This is a genomic window from Mucilaginibacter flavidus (assembly GCF_024055575.1).
GTDB lineage: Bacteria > Bacteroidota > Bacteroidia > Sphingobacteriales > Sphingobacteriaceae > Mucilaginibacter > Mucilaginibacter flavidus.
The window spans coordinates 1-19,026 of sequence record NZ_JAMXOE010000021.1; the positions used below are offsets into that span (position 1 = coordinate 1).

General features: G+C 45.1%; 16 protein-coding genes. 7 read left to right on the top strand and 9 right to left on the bottom strand.

All coding sequences use genetic code 11. The features are described from left to right. Positions 1-294 precede the first annotated feature (294 nt). A complete protein-coding gene (locus NAF19_RS23445) occupies positions 295-1,263 on the top strand; it encodes a hypothetical protein (RefSeq protein WP_252792785.1) in 969 nt (322 codons plus the stop codon). Positions 1,264-1,279: 16 nt separating this feature from the next. Here NAF19_RS23445 and NAF19_RS23450 read toward each other — a convergent pair whose 3' ends face one another. Next, positions 1,280-1,879 carry a hypothetical protein gene (locus NAF19_RS23450; RefSeq protein WP_252792786.1) on the bottom strand — a complete coding sequence of 200 codons (600 nt, stop codon included), beginning with the start codon at positions 1,877-1,879 and terminating at the stop codon, positions 1,280-1,282. Between the two features lie 179 nt (positions 1,880-2,058). Here NAF19_RS23450 and NAF19_RS23455 point away from each other — a divergent pair, with 179 nt between their 5' ends. Further along, positions 2,059-2,202, top strand: a complete 144-nt coding sequence (locus NAF19_RS23455) for a hypothetical protein (protein WP_252792787.1) — start codon at positions 2,059-2,061, stop codon at positions 2,200-2,202. 109 nt (positions 2,203-2,311) lie between these two features. On the opposite strand, the gene NAF19_RS23460 is transcribed toward NAF19_RS23455, so the two are convergent. Together NAF19_RS23460 and NAF19_RS23465 are read right to left on the bottom strand one after the other, a co-directional pair. Beyond that, positions 2,312-3,268 (bottom strand): hypothetical protein, encoded by a 957-nt coding sequence (locus NAF19_RS23460; RefSeq protein ID WP_252792788.1) that lies wholly within the window; start codon positions 3,266-3,268, stop codon positions 2,312-2,314. Beyond that, positions 3,268-5,076 carry an AAA family ATPase gene (locus NAF19_RS23465; protein WP_252792789.1) on the bottom strand — a complete coding sequence of 603 codons (1,809 nt, stop codon included), beginning with the start codon at positions 5,074-5,076 and terminating at the stop codon, positions 3,268-3,270. Before NAF19_RS23465 ends, NAF19_RS23460 begins: the two co-directional genes overlap by 1 nt. Before the next feature lie 43 nt (positions 5,077-5,119). Here NAF19_RS23465 and NAF19_RS23470 point away from each other — a divergent pair, with 43 nt between their 5' ends. The 5 genes from NAF19_RS23470 to NAF19_RS23490 all read left to right on the top strand — a co-directional run bounded on the left by NAF19_RS23470 (position 5,120) and on the right by NAF19_RS23490 (position 12,437). Then, on the top strand, positions 5,120-6,787 hold the full coding sequence (locus NAF19_RS23470; protein WP_252792790.1) for a DUF4209 domain-containing protein: 1,668 nt from the start codon (positions 5,120-5,122) through the stop codon (positions 6,785-6,787). Between the two features lie 182 nt (positions 6,788-6,969). Beyond that, on the top strand, positions 6,970-10,680 hold the full coding sequence (locus NAF19_RS23475) for a tetratricopeptide repeat protein (protein ID WP_252792791.1): 3,711 nt from the start codon (positions 6,970-6,972) through the stop codon (positions 10,678-10,680). Positions 10,681-10,923: 243 nt separating this feature from the next. Next, positions 10,924-11,256 carry a hypothetical protein gene (locus NAF19_RS23480; protein WP_252792792.1) on the top strand — a complete coding sequence of 111 codons (333 nt, stop codon included), beginning with the start codon at positions 10,924-10,926 and terminating at the stop codon, positions 11,254-11,256. Positions 11,257-11,278: 22 nt separating this feature from the next. Continuing rightward, entirely contained in the window at positions 11,279-11,572 is a 294-nt protein-coding gene (locus NAF19_RS23485; protein ID WP_252792793.1) for a hypothetical protein, read from the top strand. Continuing rightward, positions 11,565-12,437 carry a DUF4238 domain-containing protein gene (locus NAF19_RS23490; protein ID WP_252792794.1) on the top strand — a complete coding sequence of 291 codons (873 nt, stop codon included), beginning with the start codon at positions 11,565-11,567 and terminating at the stop codon, positions 12,435-12,437. The genes NAF19_RS23485 and NAF19_RS23490 overlap by 8 nt, the downstream gene beginning before the upstream one ends. Positions 12,438-12,497: 60 nt before the next feature. On the opposite strand, the gene NAF19_RS23495 is transcribed toward NAF19_RS23490, so the two are convergent. The 6 genes from NAF19_RS23495 to NAF19_RS23520 all read right to left on the bottom strand — a co-directional run bounded on the left by NAF19_RS23495 (position 12,498) and on the right by NAF19_RS23520 (position 19,025). After that, positions 12,498-13,256, bottom strand: a complete 759-nt coding sequence (locus tag NAF19_RS23495; RefSeq protein WP_252792795.1) for an RloB family protein — start codon at positions 13,254-13,256, stop codon at positions 12,498-12,500. Continuing rightward, positions 13,246-14,505 carry an AAA family ATPase gene (locus NAF19_RS23500; protein WP_252792796.1) on the bottom strand — a complete coding sequence of 420 codons (1,260 nt, stop codon included), beginning with the start codon at positions 14,503-14,505 and terminating at the stop codon, positions 13,246-13,248. The genes NAF19_RS23495 and NAF19_RS23500 overlap by 11 nt, the downstream gene beginning before the upstream one ends. A gap of 66 nt (positions 14,506-14,571) precedes the next feature. Next, positions 14,572-14,985 carry an RteC domain-containing protein gene (locus NAF19_RS23505; RefSeq protein ID WP_252792797.1) on the bottom strand — a complete coding sequence of 138 codons (414 nt, stop codon included), beginning with the start codon at positions 14,983-14,985 and terminating at the stop codon, positions 14,572-14,574. A gap of 1,004 nt (positions 14,986-15,989) precedes the next feature. Further along, the gene (locus NAF19_RS23510) at positions 15,990-16,673 is read right to left on the bottom strand and encodes a MarR family winged helix-turn-helix transcriptional regulator (protein ID WP_252792798.1); all 684 of its coding nucleotides are present in this window, start codon (positions 16,671-16,673) and stop codon (positions 15,990-15,992) included. A 37-nt stretch (positions 16,674-16,710) separates the two neighbouring features. Further along, on the bottom strand, positions 16,711-17,778 hold the full coding sequence (locus tag NAF19_RS23515; RefSeq protein ID WP_252792799.1) for an oxygenase MpaB family protein: 1,068 nt from the start codon (positions 17,776-17,778) through the stop codon (positions 16,711-16,713). Beyond that, positions 17,775-19,025 (bottom strand): NAD(P)/FAD-dependent oxidoreductase, encoded by a 1,251-nt coding sequence (locus tag NAF19_RS23520; protein ID WP_252792800.1) that lies wholly within the window; start codon positions 19,023-19,025, stop codon positions 17,775-17,777. The genes NAF19_RS23515 and NAF19_RS23520 overlap by 4 nt, the downstream gene beginning before the upstream one ends. Between the last annotated feature and the right edge of the window lies 1 nt (position 19,026).

A 19,026-nucleotide genomic window follows, 5' to 3' on the forward strand; every position in this document is an offset into this window, starting at 1 on the left:
CTTTTAAATAACTACTTTTAACACAACGCTTTTACAGCTCTCGCTGAACCCGTTCGCCAGGGAATTGCCTGGTCAGTTTGCCACGGAATGGAGTGGTCAGTTTCCCCGGAATAGTCAGCGATTGGTATAGAATCTTTAATTACCAGGCTACCCGTTAAGTTCCAAAAAAAGGCAGGGCTTTATTTCAATAATGATTACCAGCAATTTTCGCCAAAACTCGCTCAGCATATTTTCGAGGCTTTAAAAGCCTTAAAACCTGATCTGGCTTCGGAGATCGATGGCCTTTATGATTTGATGGTGCGGTCTGCACAACGGCTGGCGGGCAACCGGGAACAAGATGCAGCGGTCGAAAAGGATGCGCTGGGCTTAACATTAGATATATTCGGTGTAGACCGGGCGGCTGTTTTTCGCAGCTGGCAAGCTGGTGATGACGGCATTGGCCAATCGTTTTTAAGCGGCTTAAAGGAATTTGCTGTGTATGAAGATGATGTGATCAGCCATGACCTGCATGCTTTTCCCGGCTTCGAGCAAGTAAAAGGCAATCATATCACCGGCGTAGTAGAATTCGAGAGCCAAGACGGTGACAAACTGACCGTGATCAATGCTAACCGGAAACCGCTTGAAAAAGCGATGGGTGTTGACCTGATCTATTTTCACCGCAGGTATAAATCATTCGTGATGGTACAATATAAAATGATGGACCAGCGAAGCGAAGAAAATAATGACCTGTATTACAATCCTAACCAGGTTTCGCATAACGAAGAACTGAAAAGGCTGAAAGCGCTCCAAAAAACGATAGCAGCGCTTGGCAAAGGAACCGGGCTAAATGCCTATCGTTTTGCCGACTGCCCGCTGTTCTTCAAGCTTTGCAAGAAATTTGAAATGAAGTGGGACGATGATTCGGTGGCACCGGGCATGTATATTCCGCTAAATCAATGGGAACTTTTATTAAACGATGAATCGACTTTAGGAAGCAGAGGGGGCAGGCAATTGGGCTATCGTACCGTCAGAAAGCGGTTCCTGCACAAGGATACTTTTATAGATCTTGTTCAATCAGGCTTCATCGGCACCTGCGATGAGGCCACCGAAAAGATCGGGTTATTTATTGAAGATGCTTTAGCTATGGGGCATTCGGTGATGTATGCTGTTGATGAGCGCCTTGGGGATCGACTGTCAAGGAAACAGCAGCTCAGGAGAAAAAGAAATATAGCGGATGGCCTCCTCGGAGATGACTACTCCGATGATGATGAACCACCATTTTAATTTACGATGCCCGCTACTAAAACAGGCTTAATTGCACCATACCGATCAGTGCTTTATCAATATCCCGCAGGGTAGCCAGGATAACCGGCTGTTTATCGTTGGTGGTATCAGTGCTGCCGATCTTTTTTGTCATCATAAGTTTAAGTTCATTCAATGCGACAGCCAGCGCATCCTCGCGGCACCTGAATTGTTTGCCATATACCGATAAGCCGTAACAACCACCGGCCACCCCGTAGCTATAATTCATGCCATACGTCCAGATATGGTTTTTGCCCCGGCCAAGATAGATCAGGCTGTGGTTACCATAGCGGCTTGTATCGCCAAATGTTAATTCCTCCCTGTCTAAAAATACTGGTCTTGTAAACCAGCCATTTTTGTCAAAGCTAATTTCGGTGAACCCGAATTCCTGCCCTTTGCGATAGGCATGTATATTCATGGTTATTGACCGGAACGAGTCGCCAAAACTGCGGAACCAGTCCAATTGCGTTTGATCTCCCGTTTCAACGGCATTCAGCATTTCTTTAAAAATACCGGCTTCGTAGGGCATCAGGTGGTTGTTGGCGATATAATCGGTGATTTGATGTTTTGATTGAAGATTTAATACCAGGCTTTCCATTACAATACATTTTAGTTTTTTAATGCAAGGGTTAAAAAAGCACGGTGCGCTGTTGTCAAGGGCCCGGCCGGTGTGGGGTTTCATAAACCCTTGACGGCGGCGCAGCGGGCTTTACCTTTGCGGTTAAAAAACTGAAATGCTTGGAAGGCCTGTTCAATCGAATAATAAACCAACCGCTTATGAAGGGAGAAAAGCAACGGCCAGCCTGCCGGCGGGCGCGTAAAATCGGCTGGTATAGCGCAGCGGTACGGGCCGATTTGGCCAGTGTGGGCTCAACGGCAGGCTGGCGCTTGCTGAGCTGCCTGCGGTTTGGTCAGCGATAGCAGACCTGACCACGGGCGTGGCCGCATTAGCGATGGCAGCGGCATCCTTTTTTAGGAAAAAAAGATAGAGCGGACAGCGCGGGCCGGAGGCAATGCCCTGACCTGAATATTATGGAATGATGCCCAACTCAGCCAGGACATCCTTTTTTAATTTGCTTAGGGGCCTCTTATTCAATTGATCATCATCCAGGTACACGCCAAAAGCCAGTCGGTAGATCTCGTCTGTTGAAAGGGTTAATTTTAAGATAGAATTCAGGGAGGTGATATAGGACGCTGAATAAGCTTTTTTCAGATAGATCAATTCCCGGATCTCATTGAGGTGACCGGCATAGATCTCCTTCAGCTTCATAGCCCTGATACTGTTAGTTGTAAAATCATTACCGGAAACTATTTTGCTTTTTGCCTCCAGGTGATCTTCCAGTGTGTAGGAAAATTTAAAAGACATCAATTTAGCGGCTTCAGCATGTTTCAAATAGGGATGAAAGATATCCTTTAAGGCGTAAGAAGAAGCGCCTTTAACGCTGCTGTTACAGACATTACAGCTTGGAACTAAATTATAAAATGATAAAGCCAATAACGGATAGCTGCTTTTCGGGAACCAATGATCAAAGGTCGGCCGCGCTATAAATTCCCTGTTCTCTGTAATGATCGTATGGGTATATAAGCGGTTGCAATAGATACAAGTTTGAATCCCTAAATTTTCTGCGAGGTGGTAGCCGTTATAAAACCCAAAGGTTTTGTCAATGCTTTTATCGATAAATGCATCATACCTGATCAATGCCTTGATGCTGGCAACAGCTTTTTTGCCGGTAAACCTTCTTTTGAACTGATTGAGTATATCCGGCGTACCGATAAGCAGGTCTTTTAAATTTGTTTCATCATTTAAAAATGCAGCAATAGTGGAATGAATGCCGGTTACCTGATCTATTCTTTTATCAAGTCCTTTCGGATGGGCCTCAATAAACCTTTTACCCAAAAGCTTCTTTTTGATCACATACCGGATATTGGTATAGTGTTCATCCCTGGCCTGCAAAAACGATGGAGTTGTTTGATCGATATAAAACATCAGATAAGCCTCCTTCTTTCCTGGAGCCTTTGGATCTCATCATCGATCAGGCGTGCCTCAAAACTTTGGTCACCCAATGCCTCTGATAACATCTCGGCCAGCTTAAATTTCAGGATGGGTTCGTCAATACAATAGATGATCCTTTCTATGGCGATCTGTCTTTGTCCGGTTAAGTGACCGGCAGAGATATCCTCGATAATAAAATCGATCACCTGTGCAATATAAGCGCCGATCTGGCCGTCCTGCATAAAAAAAGAATCCTTCAATAAATCGGCGATATTGGCACCTAAAGTCCGTTTAAAGGCGGAATTGCCAATTTTCGTCACCTGGTCCATTTTCTCCAAAAACACTACGTTGTTTTTAGGCAGATCAGATAAAGTCAGCGGATCGTGGGAGGTAATGATGATCTGTAGCTGGTACCCTACAAATATAACGGGTATGATCTCCCGCAAATATTTTACATATTCCTTTTTCCACTGCGGGTGAAAGGCATTGTCCCCCTCGTCGAGTAATAACAGGATGTCCTTTCCAATACCTTCCAGCGAATTCGAAGAATATCTATCGATATCGACGCCGGCTTTAATGTTATCCGCATGATCGTAAAGGATACTGAATAAATTTAAAAAGGACTGTTCACCGGAACTGACATTAATTTCGGGCCTGAAGATAAACATCGGCTTGGTGTCGAAATTGAACCACTCATTTATAAAAGAAACATTGAATGCGTCGTATAATTGGATCACCCGTAATGCCTGTGTTTCGTTGATCAGGATACTTCTCCAATTGTCCGTTAAGGTATTTTCAAGTACGAGTGACCGCACATAATCTACCAGTTCAAGTAAATTCAAATGCTGCACGAACAGGTATTGTTCTTTGTCCGCATATACCCCGGTATTTTCAAGAAACCACTGCAAAGCTTCCCTGACGGTCAGTGTTGCAAGCACGTCTTCAAAGTCTTCGGGAATGATACCCTCATCCAGGTAGTCGTTACCGGCCCGTTCCAAAAGAGAAACAAATTTCCCCAAAGCCGTTTCATAAAGGTCATATTCAAACCGTATGAGAAATGATAAGCTCTTAGCTTCTTCGCCCCGGATATCGCCGGTGAAATTCTCGCCCATTTGCCTTTCCCGTTCCGATGCTTCCTGTTTGATCTTATCATAGATCAGGGTAATGGCTGGCCTTAGCTGATAGGAGGTATCGTGAAACTTGTCCGGCTTATGAATGCTGGTATCAAAATATCCCAGGCTTAAGGTTACTTCGTTAAAGACAGGCAAAGTTATCTTTGTAAACTCTCGGTTCTTGTAAAAGTGGTTGAATTTGATCCAGCGTTTGGTGTTTTCAGAATTATGGGCCGCTAAAAAATCATCCAGCAGGCCGCTGTCGCCGTGGTTATCCAGTTTCAGCAGCGTCAGTTTGGTCAGATCCTTATAGTTGTTCCGGGCCGCATCCAATGAACCGTAATTGAGGTAAGGCGTAAAATAAATGCGGTGTATCTTTTCGATATTCCGGGTCAGCTCATAAGTGCCATCTTGTTCTTCCAGCACATAGGTGCAGTAATATGCGTTAGCAATATATTGCAGCAAGGTAGTTTTTCCGCCGCCATTGTTGCCTACCACGCAGCTGAGCAGGGGAATGTCGCTGCTAAGCAGGTCGTCAATATAATACCGATTCAATTCAACAGTATCCAGTTTCCCGTCTTTGAATTGATACAGGTTGCGTCCACCAAGGTTAATAGTGAGTTCCTTATGTCCCTCGCCAAAGATTATCGGTAAATTGCCCTGCGGAATATAAATTGCTGCGATCTTCATTTTAATTTAGAAATTTAAAGATAGGAAAACCTTACGTACTGATATGACCGATGCCGCCAGCATTATAAACCATTATTTTACAGCCAGGCATGGGCTCGGCTACCTACAGTTATTTGCCGAAGAAAGGCTAAAAGACCCTGAACTGCAAGGCCCGGAACGGGAATTATTTGCTTGCCTGGAAGCTGTACTTAAATTGGGTTTATTAAACGGGAACAGCAAAGTTAAGGAGATCAATGAACACCGTCCGGGACAGGAAACGCTGGCCGAGTTAGCTGACACTACCCCCAAAATCATTAACCCTTATATCCAGGCCTATTTTTACGACATCTTACAGGTCAACAAGAAAGACAAATTTGTCAACGCGCAAAAGGCCATCGACACCTACTTATCGCTTATCGAAGAAGATAACACGCTCAGTACAAAAAGAGACCGGTACATCCGCATCTTTCGCATATTAGTTGGTTTAGGTAAAGGAAGACATGCCCTACTGGATAAATACGTGCTGCCTGTCCAACAGGAAATACTTGCCGCCGATATGCAGCATGATTGTTATTCGGTCACCAAACTAGTCGAAGAATTGATCCCCCTGCAACTGGAACCGACAACCTATCAGCTTTTCATTCAAAAGATAAATGGAGCGGTGCCACTATTCCTGGCTTCGCGTGAATTTGAACATTACCGGCAATGTAACCATGTGCTGGCCTTGCTGGTCCCGGCGGATGCCGTCGCCTATGGAACCGAAGTTGCCAGGGCCTATATTCTGGAAGCAGATGATTATGATCACCGCACAAATGCCCTTCAATATATGGTGGCTGACCTGTACAAAAAAGGTATCCGTCATTTTCAGCAGCTCGAAATTAAGAATGCCGAAACGGAAGCACTCAGAAAAAAGCTGGTTGAAATCCTGAAAAAGGCCGCTGTACAGCATCAGTTGATCGGCGCCTTACCCGCTATCCCATTGAAAAAGCCGGAATTTGATATGCCGGATTTTAACCACTTATTCCAGGCTGTCTACTGGCTGATCGACCGAGAATTCCCTTCAAAGCAGGAGTTTACCGATGAATTGAGGGGTAAGTCCGACGAATTCCTGCACCTGAAATTTATGGGCTCAAGCATGACCGATGAGGAAGGAAATACCGTAGCCATCAGTGCCGATAATGCCGACCTGATCTATAAAGACGCGGCAATGACCAGGGATATCCACTGCAAAATGTTGCTTCGCCCCGCCTATGATAAATTTTCCGATAAATATGCCATCAGCGAAGCCGAGGTATTCTGGCTGATTGAACACAGTAAATTCATACCACCGGGCCGACTGGACATTTATACCCATGGACTTTATCATGGCTTCTGCGGAAATTTCGCGGTGGCGGTTCACTTGCTGGTTCCGCAAATCGAGAACGGGCTTCGCCATGTGCTGCAAACCTACGGGGTCATCACGATAAAGCTAACTGAGGAAATCCAAACCGAAAACAGCCTGGCATTTTATTTCAATCACCTCAAAGGAATTTTACACGAGGACTTACTATTCGACCTGGAAGGCTTATTAAATGAATCTTTTGGCAATAATATCCGGAACCTGGTCGCCCATGGAAAATACGCCACCGGACAATTCTTTGCACCTGTAGGGTTTTACACCTGGTGGCTGGCCCTTAAGTTGGGCCTGCACCTTGACAGGTATCTTTTAAAAGAGATAAACCCGCTTTCCTAAAATTCGCTAATTTTACTATAACCAACAATTACACTTATGGGTTTCGGGCATTTATAAACAAGCCGCCCGGACTGGAACGAACCGGAGCTGTGGAAATACCGTAAGCCCTGAGCCTCAACCGGGCTCGTTTTTTACTCCCCGCTTTATTCACTTTAAGCTATCTTTGATACGAGACACCAGTTATGCCAGAAGAACCAAAACGATTAGCGCCAGCAAAAGAAACCCTTAACCGCTTGTTTGCAATTTCTGGTAATGAATGCGCATTTCAAGGGTGTACCCATTCGCTTTTTGACGAAGAATATGAGTTTATAGCAGAAATATGCCATATCGAAGCAGCCATGCCTGACGGGGAGCGTTTTAATCCGCTGCAAACGAACGAGGAGCGCCGTGCTTTGGCCAACCTCGTAGGCTTGTGCCACCAGCATCATGTAAAAACTGATAACGTAACGAAATATCCTGTTCCGGTTTTTCAGCAGTTAAAGCGTGACCACGAGGCCAGGTTCCTGGACCCAGCCCAAAGGTTCTCTGTGCCTGAAGAAGCTTTAAATGCTGCTTATGATAAGATCGAGCGCATTTATGAAGATGTCCAGGTCATTAAAAAGCGGACAGAAGATATCCTGGTAACAGTCGACGCCAGTAAAGTGCTGCTGGAGACCATGTCATCGATGATGAGCGTGAACTTCGATGGTTCAGAAAAACTGGAAAAGGAGTATCAAAGCCAGCTGGAAGAAATTACCAAACTGATCGATACGGGATTTGCCCGGAGGGCGGTCGATCAATTACTGACGCTAAAAAACCGGATCTGGAACAATATCAAAGCCCCTTTAAAATTTAAGATCCTGACCAATATTGGCGTAAGCTATCATTTATTGCAGGATCATGAAAAAACAGCGGAGGCATTAATAGCCGCGTACTCCCTAAATCCGGAAACTGAAATTTCACTCGGCAATATTATTAACGCTTACACAGCGATAAACGATCAAGCCAACGCCTTAAAATACCTGGCGATCTATAAAGAGAAGTTCCCGGAGTCCGTTCCGGCATACGGGCTGGAAATCAAATTAAAATCAGCCGGCCAGCAACTGGAGGCTATCGAAGCAGGATTGCCGGCGGAAATCCGGGAACTGCCGGAAATCATTGCTAACTTGGGAATGGCGGCCAAACGGCAGCAAAATCTGCCTGTCGCACTCAATTATTTTAAAAGAGCCGTCGCCCTGAAGCCGAAAGATCATTTTAATGGGCAGTTGTTGCTGCAAACCTATCTTGAAATATTTAGCAATGACTTCAAGTTGATCAATGTAAAAGTAATCAGCAATGAGGCAGAGGCGCAGATCAGTTATGCGCTTGGGCTGGCACGCCAGTTATTCGGTGATATAAAGGACAGTGAATTCGATAAGGAAAAAATCGCACTGTACATAGCCCAGGGATACCTGCTTGGCCTGTTAAAACAAGTGCCCGACGCATTGGCTGCCTATGATAAAGGCCTGGAAATTGAACCGGAAAATGTTTTCCTGAAAAAGAACAAGGCCATGTTACTATCCACGACCGGCAATAAGCCGGCTGCCCTGGAAGTACTGCTGAGTATCACCGATTATGATATATTTCCTGACCTTCCCGCTGTTATTGCAGAAACATTGCAGAGTACCGGGGAGGGAAAAAGGGGAATCCGGATCCTGGAGGACTTTTTAGCGGTAGCACCCGAATCCTATTACCAGGAGCAATCGAAGCACATCCTGCTTGACCTGAGTATCAATGAAGCACTGACCGAAAAAGTTAAATTATTGCGGGAACGCTATTTTCAGACGGATACCGTTGTGAACCATTTGAGCTTGTCAAGGGCGGCCAGGTTCCTTGGAGAAACCGATAATGCCAATGAACACCTGCAAAAAGCGTTTGACCTTATTACCGATGAATCGACGTTTAAAGAGAAATTCTTTTTAGCTGAAGAATTGTGCCGTTATAAATTTTATCCGGGGGCTATTCGTCTATACGAACAAATTGCAGTTACTGATAGTGATTCAGAACCCACAGTTAAGCTCTACCGGCTCTACCACCTTACCGGCGAAAATGGCAAAGCGCTGGCTATCCTGAAAAAACTCAGGGGAAAATACGGGCCAACAAGACCTGCCACCAACCTGGAGATCGACATTTATCAAATGCTGGGTGACTACAAAGAAGCGCAAATGGTCAGCGAGGAATATATCAACAAATTCCCTGAACATTGGGAGGCTGTGTTGGGGCTGAGCGGCATTTACCTCCGGAAAGGCCTGGAAGAAAAAAGCGCAGAATTAATTAAAAATGTTCCTTACCTGGATTTCAATGAAGTGCTGATGAAAATGTTCCTGGCGCAGTTAAATGCATTAAAACAGCGGAACATGTCCTATCTGGCTTTATATGAATACCGGCGGATAAAAGATGACCAGGTCGCCCATAACCTTTATTACCAGCACTTTTTCCAGTTTCCATTAAATAGAGACGCCCGGGAAAAGCCTGAAGAGATAACGCTTGATTGCGTAGTCACGCTTGCTGATGAATTCGATACGCCATTTTTGCTTTTCGCTGAGAACCGTAATGCTGCTGACGCCCGGGAAAACGAGATATTTCCTTCCCATCCATGGTTTATTACGCTTAATGGCAGCAAAGTAGGTGACATTATAAAATTAGCCGGTAAAGAGTGGACGGTGAAAGCAATTGAAGATAAATATTTTTACGCCTTCAAGGAAAGCCAGATCAAGTGTGAAACAATCTACAATGAAAGCAATCTTTTAAAGAGGTTTAAAATCAAAGACTTTACCGACATCATCGGCCAGCTTTCAACCGGGCAGGCCGATTGGTATAAACAGTTTTTGCTTGGCCTGGATGCCTATCAGGCCGGTATGTTATCCTTCGGTGCGCTGGCAATTACCTTTGACAAGGAACCAATAGCGTTTTGGCACGAAATGCGGGCACACCAAAAGGGGTTTTTTGCAGCCATCGGCTGCCGAAAGCCGGAAGTGATGGGAAAAATAAAGCCGTCGCTGCAGGACAAAGTGCTGTGTGCAGATATTACTGCGTTACTGACAATTTTTGAACTCGGGATTGGTAAAATAATCTGCAAGCGTTTTGGAAAACTGCAGATCGCAAGTTCAACCTATGATCTGGTGTACGATTTTCGTGAATCCACCCGGCGGTTCCGCGCTGATGGTAAAGCCAGCGAAAAGGCAGAAGCGCTCTTAGCCTTTATTGACGTTTATACTGAAAGTGTTTTACCCCAAAAAATACTAACGGTGAATGCCCTGGAAAAGGAAAGTTCGGACATGATCCTGGGCAAATCATTTACGGATACCTTACTGCTCATTCAAGAAGGCGGTAAGATGCTTTTTTCAGAGGACTACTGCTTCCGGGCGCCGGTTGAGGAAGTGCACCAGGTGAGCGGGATATGGACACAGGCCATCCTGATGATCCTGGAGGACGATGGTTTGGTAACTTCCGAATTGTACCAGGAAAAGGTGCTCCTGTTGATCGATATGTACACCGTTCATACCTCTATCGATTCTCATATTCTTCTTAAGGCCTTAAACGGGTTTACCGGTATGCCCGTTGATGTATTTCAAAAGGCAATGCAGGTTCTATCAGGGAAAAGAAGTACCGTAATCAGTGCAACCAATGTAGCTTATTGGTTCTGGGTGATGATGTGGGACAGTGAAAGCGTTACTGTTAAGCAAAAAAAGGGAATTATTTACGATATGCTTTTAATGCTGACCAGGGACCGGATAGTCAACGAATGTTTTGATCACATGCTTGCCTATTTGCAAAACCGGGAGCGTTCAACCATCGCGCCCGCGATCAGGCAAGTGCATGAGCAAATCCGTCTACAAATTGCCGAAATCAAGCGTTCCTTTGACCTTGACTGAACTTTTTTCTGTCACTCTGAAAAGTCGTTCAACTGTCAACCGGTGGACATTATAATTCTATTCCCATCGGCCTTGCCATCAATTATCTGCTTAAAGGCAGATAAGCTGATAATAAAAAAATCCCTAATTTTACATTAACCAATATTTACGCTTACGGGCTTCTTAACCTGGATAGCAAAACTGCTTGGCCTCGGTAGGCGCTGGGGCGGTACGCCGGAGCAATACCTGGCTATGGTGCAATACATGGCAAAAAAGAATAACCCGGAATACGGCAAGGAGGAACTGCTGCAATGGGGTGAAGTCATGCAAAAAGTGATGAACGTAGATCTTAAACCTCACCAGGATTTTAAAGACCTGGTAGAACATGGTACGGCTGATTATTCCATGGTGGAAAAGGTGGACGGCAAGGTGAAAGAGATGGAGCAGCAGCGTGACCTGAAGCAAGCTATCTATGGGCCCGATGCCGATCTTAGGGACGATGATGTGCTGAAAAGTAATGACCCCGGTGCGGTCTTTGCCCGCAAGATTGTGAAGGATTTATCGCAGCATGTCCAGTTTTCGGAAGAAGAACAGTGAAAATTGAATGATTTATAGCAAAATGCAAACGGTGACCCAATTTAAGACATCTTTAAATGATAGCGAACCTGATGCCGGGCTAACTGTGCAATTGAAAAGCCTTTGGTATGATGCTAAAGGCAACTGGGATCTGGCCCATGCGCAGGTCGATCACTTAAGTGACCCGGAATCAGCCTGGGTGCATGCTTACTTGCACCGTAAGGAGGGTGACACCGGCAATGCCGATTACTGGTACCGGAGGGCGGCCCAGCGGCGTCCGGCGGTTTCGCTACAGGAAGAATGGACAGCGCTTGTTGATCATTTTTTACATGGCTAACCATCATTACCTGCCGCAGTTTTACCTGAAGGGTTTTACCGGCGGGCGGGGGCAATTTTTGATCTGGTCGGTCAGGCAAAAGGCATTCAAAAAGAACGGTCAGTTCTTTTCACCCGCCAGCCATTTCTTTTTGCCGGATGACAACACGATCAACAACGACGGGGAACCGGATGACTATCTAGAGGAGCTTTACAGCGGGATGGAAAGTCGTTATGCCCGGATACTGGAGAAGATCAAGGCGGTCGACCAAGGTTTCGGACTGGACCAACAGGAGGTGGTCTTGCTGAATTACTTTGCGGGAGAATTGTTCTGGCGGGTACCTTCACAGCGGCCGGTGATTAACGCTGCTACCGATATCCATCAACTGAACCAGCTTGGCGTCGCCGTCATTGATAAAAAAACCATGCGGCCGCTCGATCCAGAGAAATTTGCAGACGCGGTCAAGGCCGATCCATCCTATTTCCAGCGGCTGCGGAATGTTTTACCGGCAACGACTTACTGGAACCTGGTGGATTGCACCTGGCCGGCTACGGTTAAAACTTTTCCGGGAACCTTTCCGCCTATCTGCGGGGACAACCCGGTAATTTTGCGCTACCCGGAAAAGGCCGACCCTTTCCTGGATAACCTTATCTTCCCACTGGCTCCGAACAAAGTGCTATTCCGCATCCGGGACATGACGGAAAAATTTGCGCCGAATATCAAATTCTATATTGATATGCTCCAGTTGATGCAGGCCAGGGAATATGTTTGCTGCGTGGATCAGGAATATCTGCTGGGACTAAAAGAGGCTTTTCAGCAAAACTTTAGTTCTGTAGCGGAACTCAGGAAATTTATTTTTGATCACCTGGACGCAGACAAGCCTTAAAGCCCGCTGGCGCAAATGGCGCTATAATTTATTCATTTGGCGCTACCCGCGCTTTGCCGGTTAGATGCCCGTCAGCTGTTGCAACAGGTGATGGACCTTCGTGCAGGGATTCATCTCATGGTACGGCACATCGGCCCCGAACGCGTTTTCGAGGGCCAAAGCCCGTTGTGCAGCGATGGCTGAGCGGCTTGGCAGCAAAGGCAGTACCTGCGTGATAAAACGTTCCCGCCTTTTCATGTTCTCTTTATAATTAAACAGGGGATGCACCGTGACCGCGTCGAGGTCCGCGTTGCGCGGAACAACGTGCTTAAAGATATGGGTTAACCGGTCGTAAACATAGCTCCGGTTTAAAGGCGTGCCAGTCGGCACGTCTTCAAAATGCAATAGCAGCCAAAGCTCGAAAACATCGTTGCTCCAGGCGACCTTGATGCCCGCGTTCTCGGCCACAATGATAGCCGTGTCGAAGTCGATATTGTCCTGCGGTAAATTATCGGCCCAGACCTCACTTTTCTGATCGCGGTCATACACACACCAGATATTCTCCGTCGTGCCCGGAATCACCTGGTAAGCGCCGCCAACGAATTCGATCAGGCCTTTTTCACGGCAGTTGCCGATCGTGGCGTTCAGGTTCAGTTTTTTGGACCGCTGGTTCGGTATCGCATTGACCTTCAGGTCTGCATAGACCGTCTCAAAGGACTTGAAATATAAGGGTTCGTGGTGCTCATCTTCACAAAAAATGATAAAGGTCCTGAGGGTATCGGGTACCCGCTTGTCATCTTTGTCCAGTTCCCATGGCTCATGATGGAGGTCATGCGTCATCCTGCGCGTCCTCCGTACGCTGTTCCAGGTAATCGCCGAGTATCGGCAATGCGCCGTACAAACCGGCCAGGTATTGCCTGGCGAAATCGGCATTATTACGGATACCCTTCAGATCGGCCAGCGAATATAAGCGGGTCGCATCGTACATCGTCTTTTCAGTGAAGTAGAATTGGTCCCTGCGCATGATCGCCGGATCCATCAGGTTCGTATCGTGGCTGGTGAACAGTAGCTGGGCATTGGCCGTATTGATCTCGGGGTTTTGAAAAAGCCTAATGATCTTTTGCAATAAAGCGGGGTGGAAATTACTGTCGATCTCATCGACGATATACAGTCCGCCGTCCTTGAACTTACGGTATAACCGTCCGATATAGTTGTAGAATTTCTGGGTGCCGTCGGATTCGTCCTGACTAAGGTCCATGCCGGCCAGGCCGGTAACCCGGCCCTCCTTGTCATAAATATGCTTAAAAAGAATGACCGCATTGCCGGGCCGTTCTTTCTCCGGCAATTCAATGCCATGATAGACCAGCCCGACCTCTTTCAGCCAGGTCAGCACCAGCTCGGTCTCGCCTGCTTCGACCAAACGGTTTGTCGGGTGATTTATGATCCCGAATACCCCGGAGCGCCTGCTCCCCCGGCGGTGTTTAATGTCCACCGTGATCTTGTTGGCGAGGTAACCACGGATCGCACGGGCAACTGGCCCATTATAGGAGGAACCAAAACTCAGGAACAGCGCATTGTCGCGCAGGTTTTCCAGCGGCAATTCCGCCGCTTCGGTAAACCATTCCCGGTTGATCTGGACTTCCGCTGCCGAGCGTTTAAAATAATAAGTCTCATTCTTACCCGCCGGCCCGAAAAGCCATTCCGACTCGATCTTGCCTTCGCCGGTCAACGTGAATCCATAGCGGTATTTTTTTTCTTCGAGCAGCAGGACGATCTGGAAATACGACGGCTGCATAAAGCCCTCGTCCGATTGACGGAAAGGATTGACGCCGCTCTGCGAAAGTTCTTCCGAAGCCATCGAATGAGCGACCAGCTCCCTGAAAAAGGATAACGAGCGCATCAGGTTCGATTTTCCGCTGGCGTTCGCGCCATAGATCCCGATCAACTTCAAGTAATTTTGGTCGCCGACGCTGATCAGGTTTCTTTGATCGACCTCGGGGCTGCAGGATTCCAGGGTCGTTGCTCGAAAATTGAGCTTTTGGATCTCATCGAAAGAGCCGTAATTGCCGACGCTGAATTGTATGATCATATACAAACTTAGTCATTTAATCGAACTTTTTCAAAATTCGTTAATTTTAAACATATAAGCGAAAACTTATCCGATGTCCTCATCTCGCAGCCATTGTTCGAGGCGTTCGAAAGCTATGAACTTTCCCCAGAGCATATCGCAGCTCGTCGAAAACGAAGGATCGAGGCCCATGCCCTCAGGTACACGGACATCCATTGGTTTTGCACCACGGACAAACAAGAAATGGTCGAGTTCTTTGAGGTCGAACTGGAAGCACGAATAAAAGAATTTATTTTGTTCGAGAAAAAGGTGTATGTATTTCAGCTCCTGTTCGTAAAATGTGTTTAAAGTCGCCGTATCATCGAGTGGGCGCGCCGTTTCGATGGTAAATATTTCAATGGCAAAGAAATGCTCGGCGGTAAACTTCGGCTTTTCGTATTTAAAGAATGCAATCTCATCGCCCTGGCTTTTGAATGGCGTATCTGCGATATGACGTTTCAATTTATCAAAAGTGGTTTGTATGCTGTAGATGGCACCGGTTACTTTCGCATTCAGTATTTAGTTCAATTTGAGTATCGGAAAATTATAGATATAGAGTAACAGCTTAGTAACAACTCGAAGCCGACGCTGTAGGGAATCAAACCCTGAAATCTTTCATCTTTTTGGACAATTACACTTTTTTTTATAGCTCGGACCTGTTAAGTAACGTGAACATTCTTTATATTTGTTCATCAGATTTAGCTGAATTTAATCGAATTTGAAAGGGTCTTAAAAGAGACCTATAAAATAAAAACTATCGTAGGAGCGAATAAAGGGTTTTTTTTAGCTTAAGTACAAATCCCTCCCTCTTACGTACCACAAAGTCATTTTACGTTAAAATAACTCAGATATTATTTTACTCAAAACATACATTTTGCTATATTTGAATATCAAACAAGCGGAGTACCAATCTGAGTACCAGCATTGAAGAGTCGCGATTATTGCATTGATAATCAACTAATTGATATACAAGGTTCGGGGACAGTAACTCCCACAAAATGGAAGATCACAACCTTCCGAAACCCTGTAAATTAGCTGATTTACAGGGTTTTTTGTTTTACTCCTATATCAATTCAAACCAATTCTTTTCAATGTTTATGGTACCAAAGTGAGTACCAAATTTTGGTTTGTACTTTTGTGGCACTCTAAAACGCTGCATATATTTGATTTACAATGGAATAACATCATAAAAGTCACTAAAACAGATAGGTTTTAGCAATGTTTGATACGGTATTTGGAGTACCCAAAATGCTTTAAATCCAACTGATAACAAGCCGCAATCAAAAAACAATAGAAGAAATGAAAGCCACAAACAACTTTAAAATCTTTTTCAAAATCAGAAGTGAGCGTATTAAGGACGGCCAATTACCTGTTTTAATGGGGATCGTAATTGATAGCAGGACTGTGTAAAAACAATTTTAACCAATTCAGGATCTGCCGGGCTAGAATAATAATCGCCGTTAATTTTAGACCTTATTTTGATCTGCAAAGCTTTTCAGGTCAGCTTTGGTCATAATAGTTTTCTTTTCGTAATGCTCCAGGTGGAAGGTTTCGAGCTTTTGTAAAAGGTATTGTAAGGTAAATTTTTCGGCGACTGTTAATTTACCGGTAATCATTTTACCCACATTGTTCATATCTACAAAAACCTTATAAAGTAATTCTTTGCCTTTTTCGGTAATGGCGATGTGTTTGCTCCTTTTATCTTTTATATCGTCCCATTGTGTAACCAACCCGGCTGCAATCAACCTCCTGATTACCTCGGTGCCAGAAGTTTTTTCCTGCAAATTATGGCTGATAAGTTCACTCTTGGATAAATGGTTATGCGTAAGTAAAATTGCCAGGGCTGTAAAGTCTTCCCCGGTTTGTAAAGGTGTCCCCTCCAAAGCCTTTTTGATGTAATGTTTTGCATAGCGGCTCATAAAGACAAATAGCCGTCCGATGTTGTTATCCAGTTGATAAGCTATTTCAAGCGCATTATTGTCACTATTTCCAAACCTTACTTCACTATTAACCAAATTAATAGCGGGGTCACCAACATTATTCAGCAGGAACCCCATGAAATCCTGGATAGATACCTCACGATCCTGGTTTTCTTCTTCCAATTGCGCTACTAGGTCAATCAATTGGTGAATAAGTTGGTATGATTTCATTTTTTTTAATTATACAGTCCTGAAAAATCTTGTAAATTTAGTTTCTTTTATTGAGTTCCGGGTTTTGCAATTTGAAAGCGGCGTATGCCTCGCGGTAATTTTGTTTACTATCCCCTTGCGGTTTAAATCCCTTTAAAAAATTAATTGTCCTGATCAGGCTAAGTTTATACGCTGGCAGTTCGGGGGCATTGATCGAAAGCATATCTGCTATTTCCGTTCCAAGCAGGTACCTCATGAGGCCTAATATATCATTAGCAGTAGCTTTACTTTTATTAACCTCCAAAATATGCCCAATTAAGGATGCTGTTAATTCTCTGCCGTGCGCCGAAACACGGAATTGGCGCTGTTTTATCGCGCTGTCAAGTTGTTGCGCCATTTTCATATTTGCCGGGATGAGGTCTTCATTTAAACCGCTTAAATAGCCAACCACCGCCCAGGTATGCAAAAAAGCTTCCTTGTCGGCCTGGCTTATGCTATAACCAAGCATGCGCAGTCCGCGCAATACGATGAATGAAAAAGACAAATTAGTCCCGGCCATATCTTCCTGGTTAATCGGGCTTCCCCACGAACTGTCCCATTTGTTGCTTTGAAGGGTATAATAACGTACCGCCGCATGCATAAGGCGAATTTTCAATATCTCTTCGTAAGCATTTCCTTCTTTGCCAAATGCGTCGGGGCCCATAACTTCCCATACAAATAGAGCCGTGTCAAAAAGCCTTTTCGTCGTCTGCTTCCGTATCAGTTCGGATAAATACAAAACCATAGCACCATTTGCCGCCGTATAGCAGTAGGGTAGCGATAACAGCCCAAGCAAGCTCATTATTATTTCGGAATGCCTGGCAAAAAAACTGGCACCTGTTTTAATCAGGCGTGGCTTGGCCCACAACGGTAAATCGCCGGAATGGTTGATGAAAGCAAAATCATGGTATGTATCTTTTAATAAGCCAAAATGCTTTTCCCCCGATTTACCGCTCATCCATTGCTGTAGTTGCTGCTTCCTGCCATTATCTGCAAAAACATGCTGTATAAATTCATCAGCAGCAGGATCGCCCGACAGCCTTTTAGCGTCCAAAAAAACGTCATTATAAACCTGGTGGCCGTTCATGGTCGCATCGTGTTTATAATAGCCTCGGCGGCCAGTCTTCCACTTTTCATAGCCGCATTAATTGAGCCATTCATCAAATGGTCTCCACACACAAAACATTGGGCATTTAGTCTCATCTTCTTATAGTCTTGTTCATTGTTCACATGGTCATCATCGGGTAAGGCGTAATTGATGTGATAAGTCTTCAAATGCTTCCAATCAACGGCCTCCGGAAACCAGAATTTTAATTCCGCTATAACCGATGCCTGAAGTTCTGTTTCATCTGCTTTGGAATGCTCACCAATTAGCGATAAAGATATCAAAGCCTTGCCGCTTTCGGAATAAGATGAAGAAATCCTGTCCATAACAGCAATGTTGTTAACAAGTCTTCCAGGTGAAGGGTTTAAAGCGATCAAAGGCATTTCAAACGGCTTCTTTCCCGATGCAAAATACATGTTGGTTACAGAATGGTATTTGCCCGGCGCTTTGTTACTGGGAATAGGTGAATTTAATTGGTCTGTGGCGATAAGTACAATATTGGCTCTGTAGGTCGATCCTTCTGTGGTTATTACAGAATCACCCTCTATTGCCAATACCTTTTGTTTAAACACTATTTCGCTGGAAGAAAGGGATGAAGCAAGCTGTAACGGGATCATTCCCATCCCTTTAGCCGGGATAGCCGCGTCGCCTTCACTAAACATTTTAAATACAAACTCAAACATCCGGCTTGAGGTGGTCAAGTGGTCTTCCAAAAATATACCTGTCATGAAGGGTTTGAAAAAATTATTCATGATGGTTTCGCTAAATCCTTCCTTTTCCAGGTAGCTTATGGTGGTTATTTCTTTTTCCGAAAAAATAGCATCAATGCTTTTCCGCGCCAGCTTAATTTTCAACCTCAGCATCCGTAATTTATCGGCCAATGTACCTGCCGAAGAAAGCAATGTGCTAACCAACGTTGCCGGTTGGCGCAAAGGGTCGCCAATCTTTGTAAAGCCGCCGTTCTTTAAAATAAGCGCACCCGGATCAAACTTGCAAAGCTCAAGTGCTTTATAGTCTAAAAACCTTTTCGCTTCGGGATAAGCGGTTAGGAATACCTGGAACCCCCGGTCGAACAGGAAACCATCGGCTTCATCTGTCCTCACTCTGCCACCCACCGCATCAGAGGCTTCAATTATCAGTACCGATTTCCCTGCTGCCTTCAACACTTTAGCCGCTGTTAAACCTGCTAAGCCCGCACCAACAATAATCACTTCTGCATCTTTATTCATG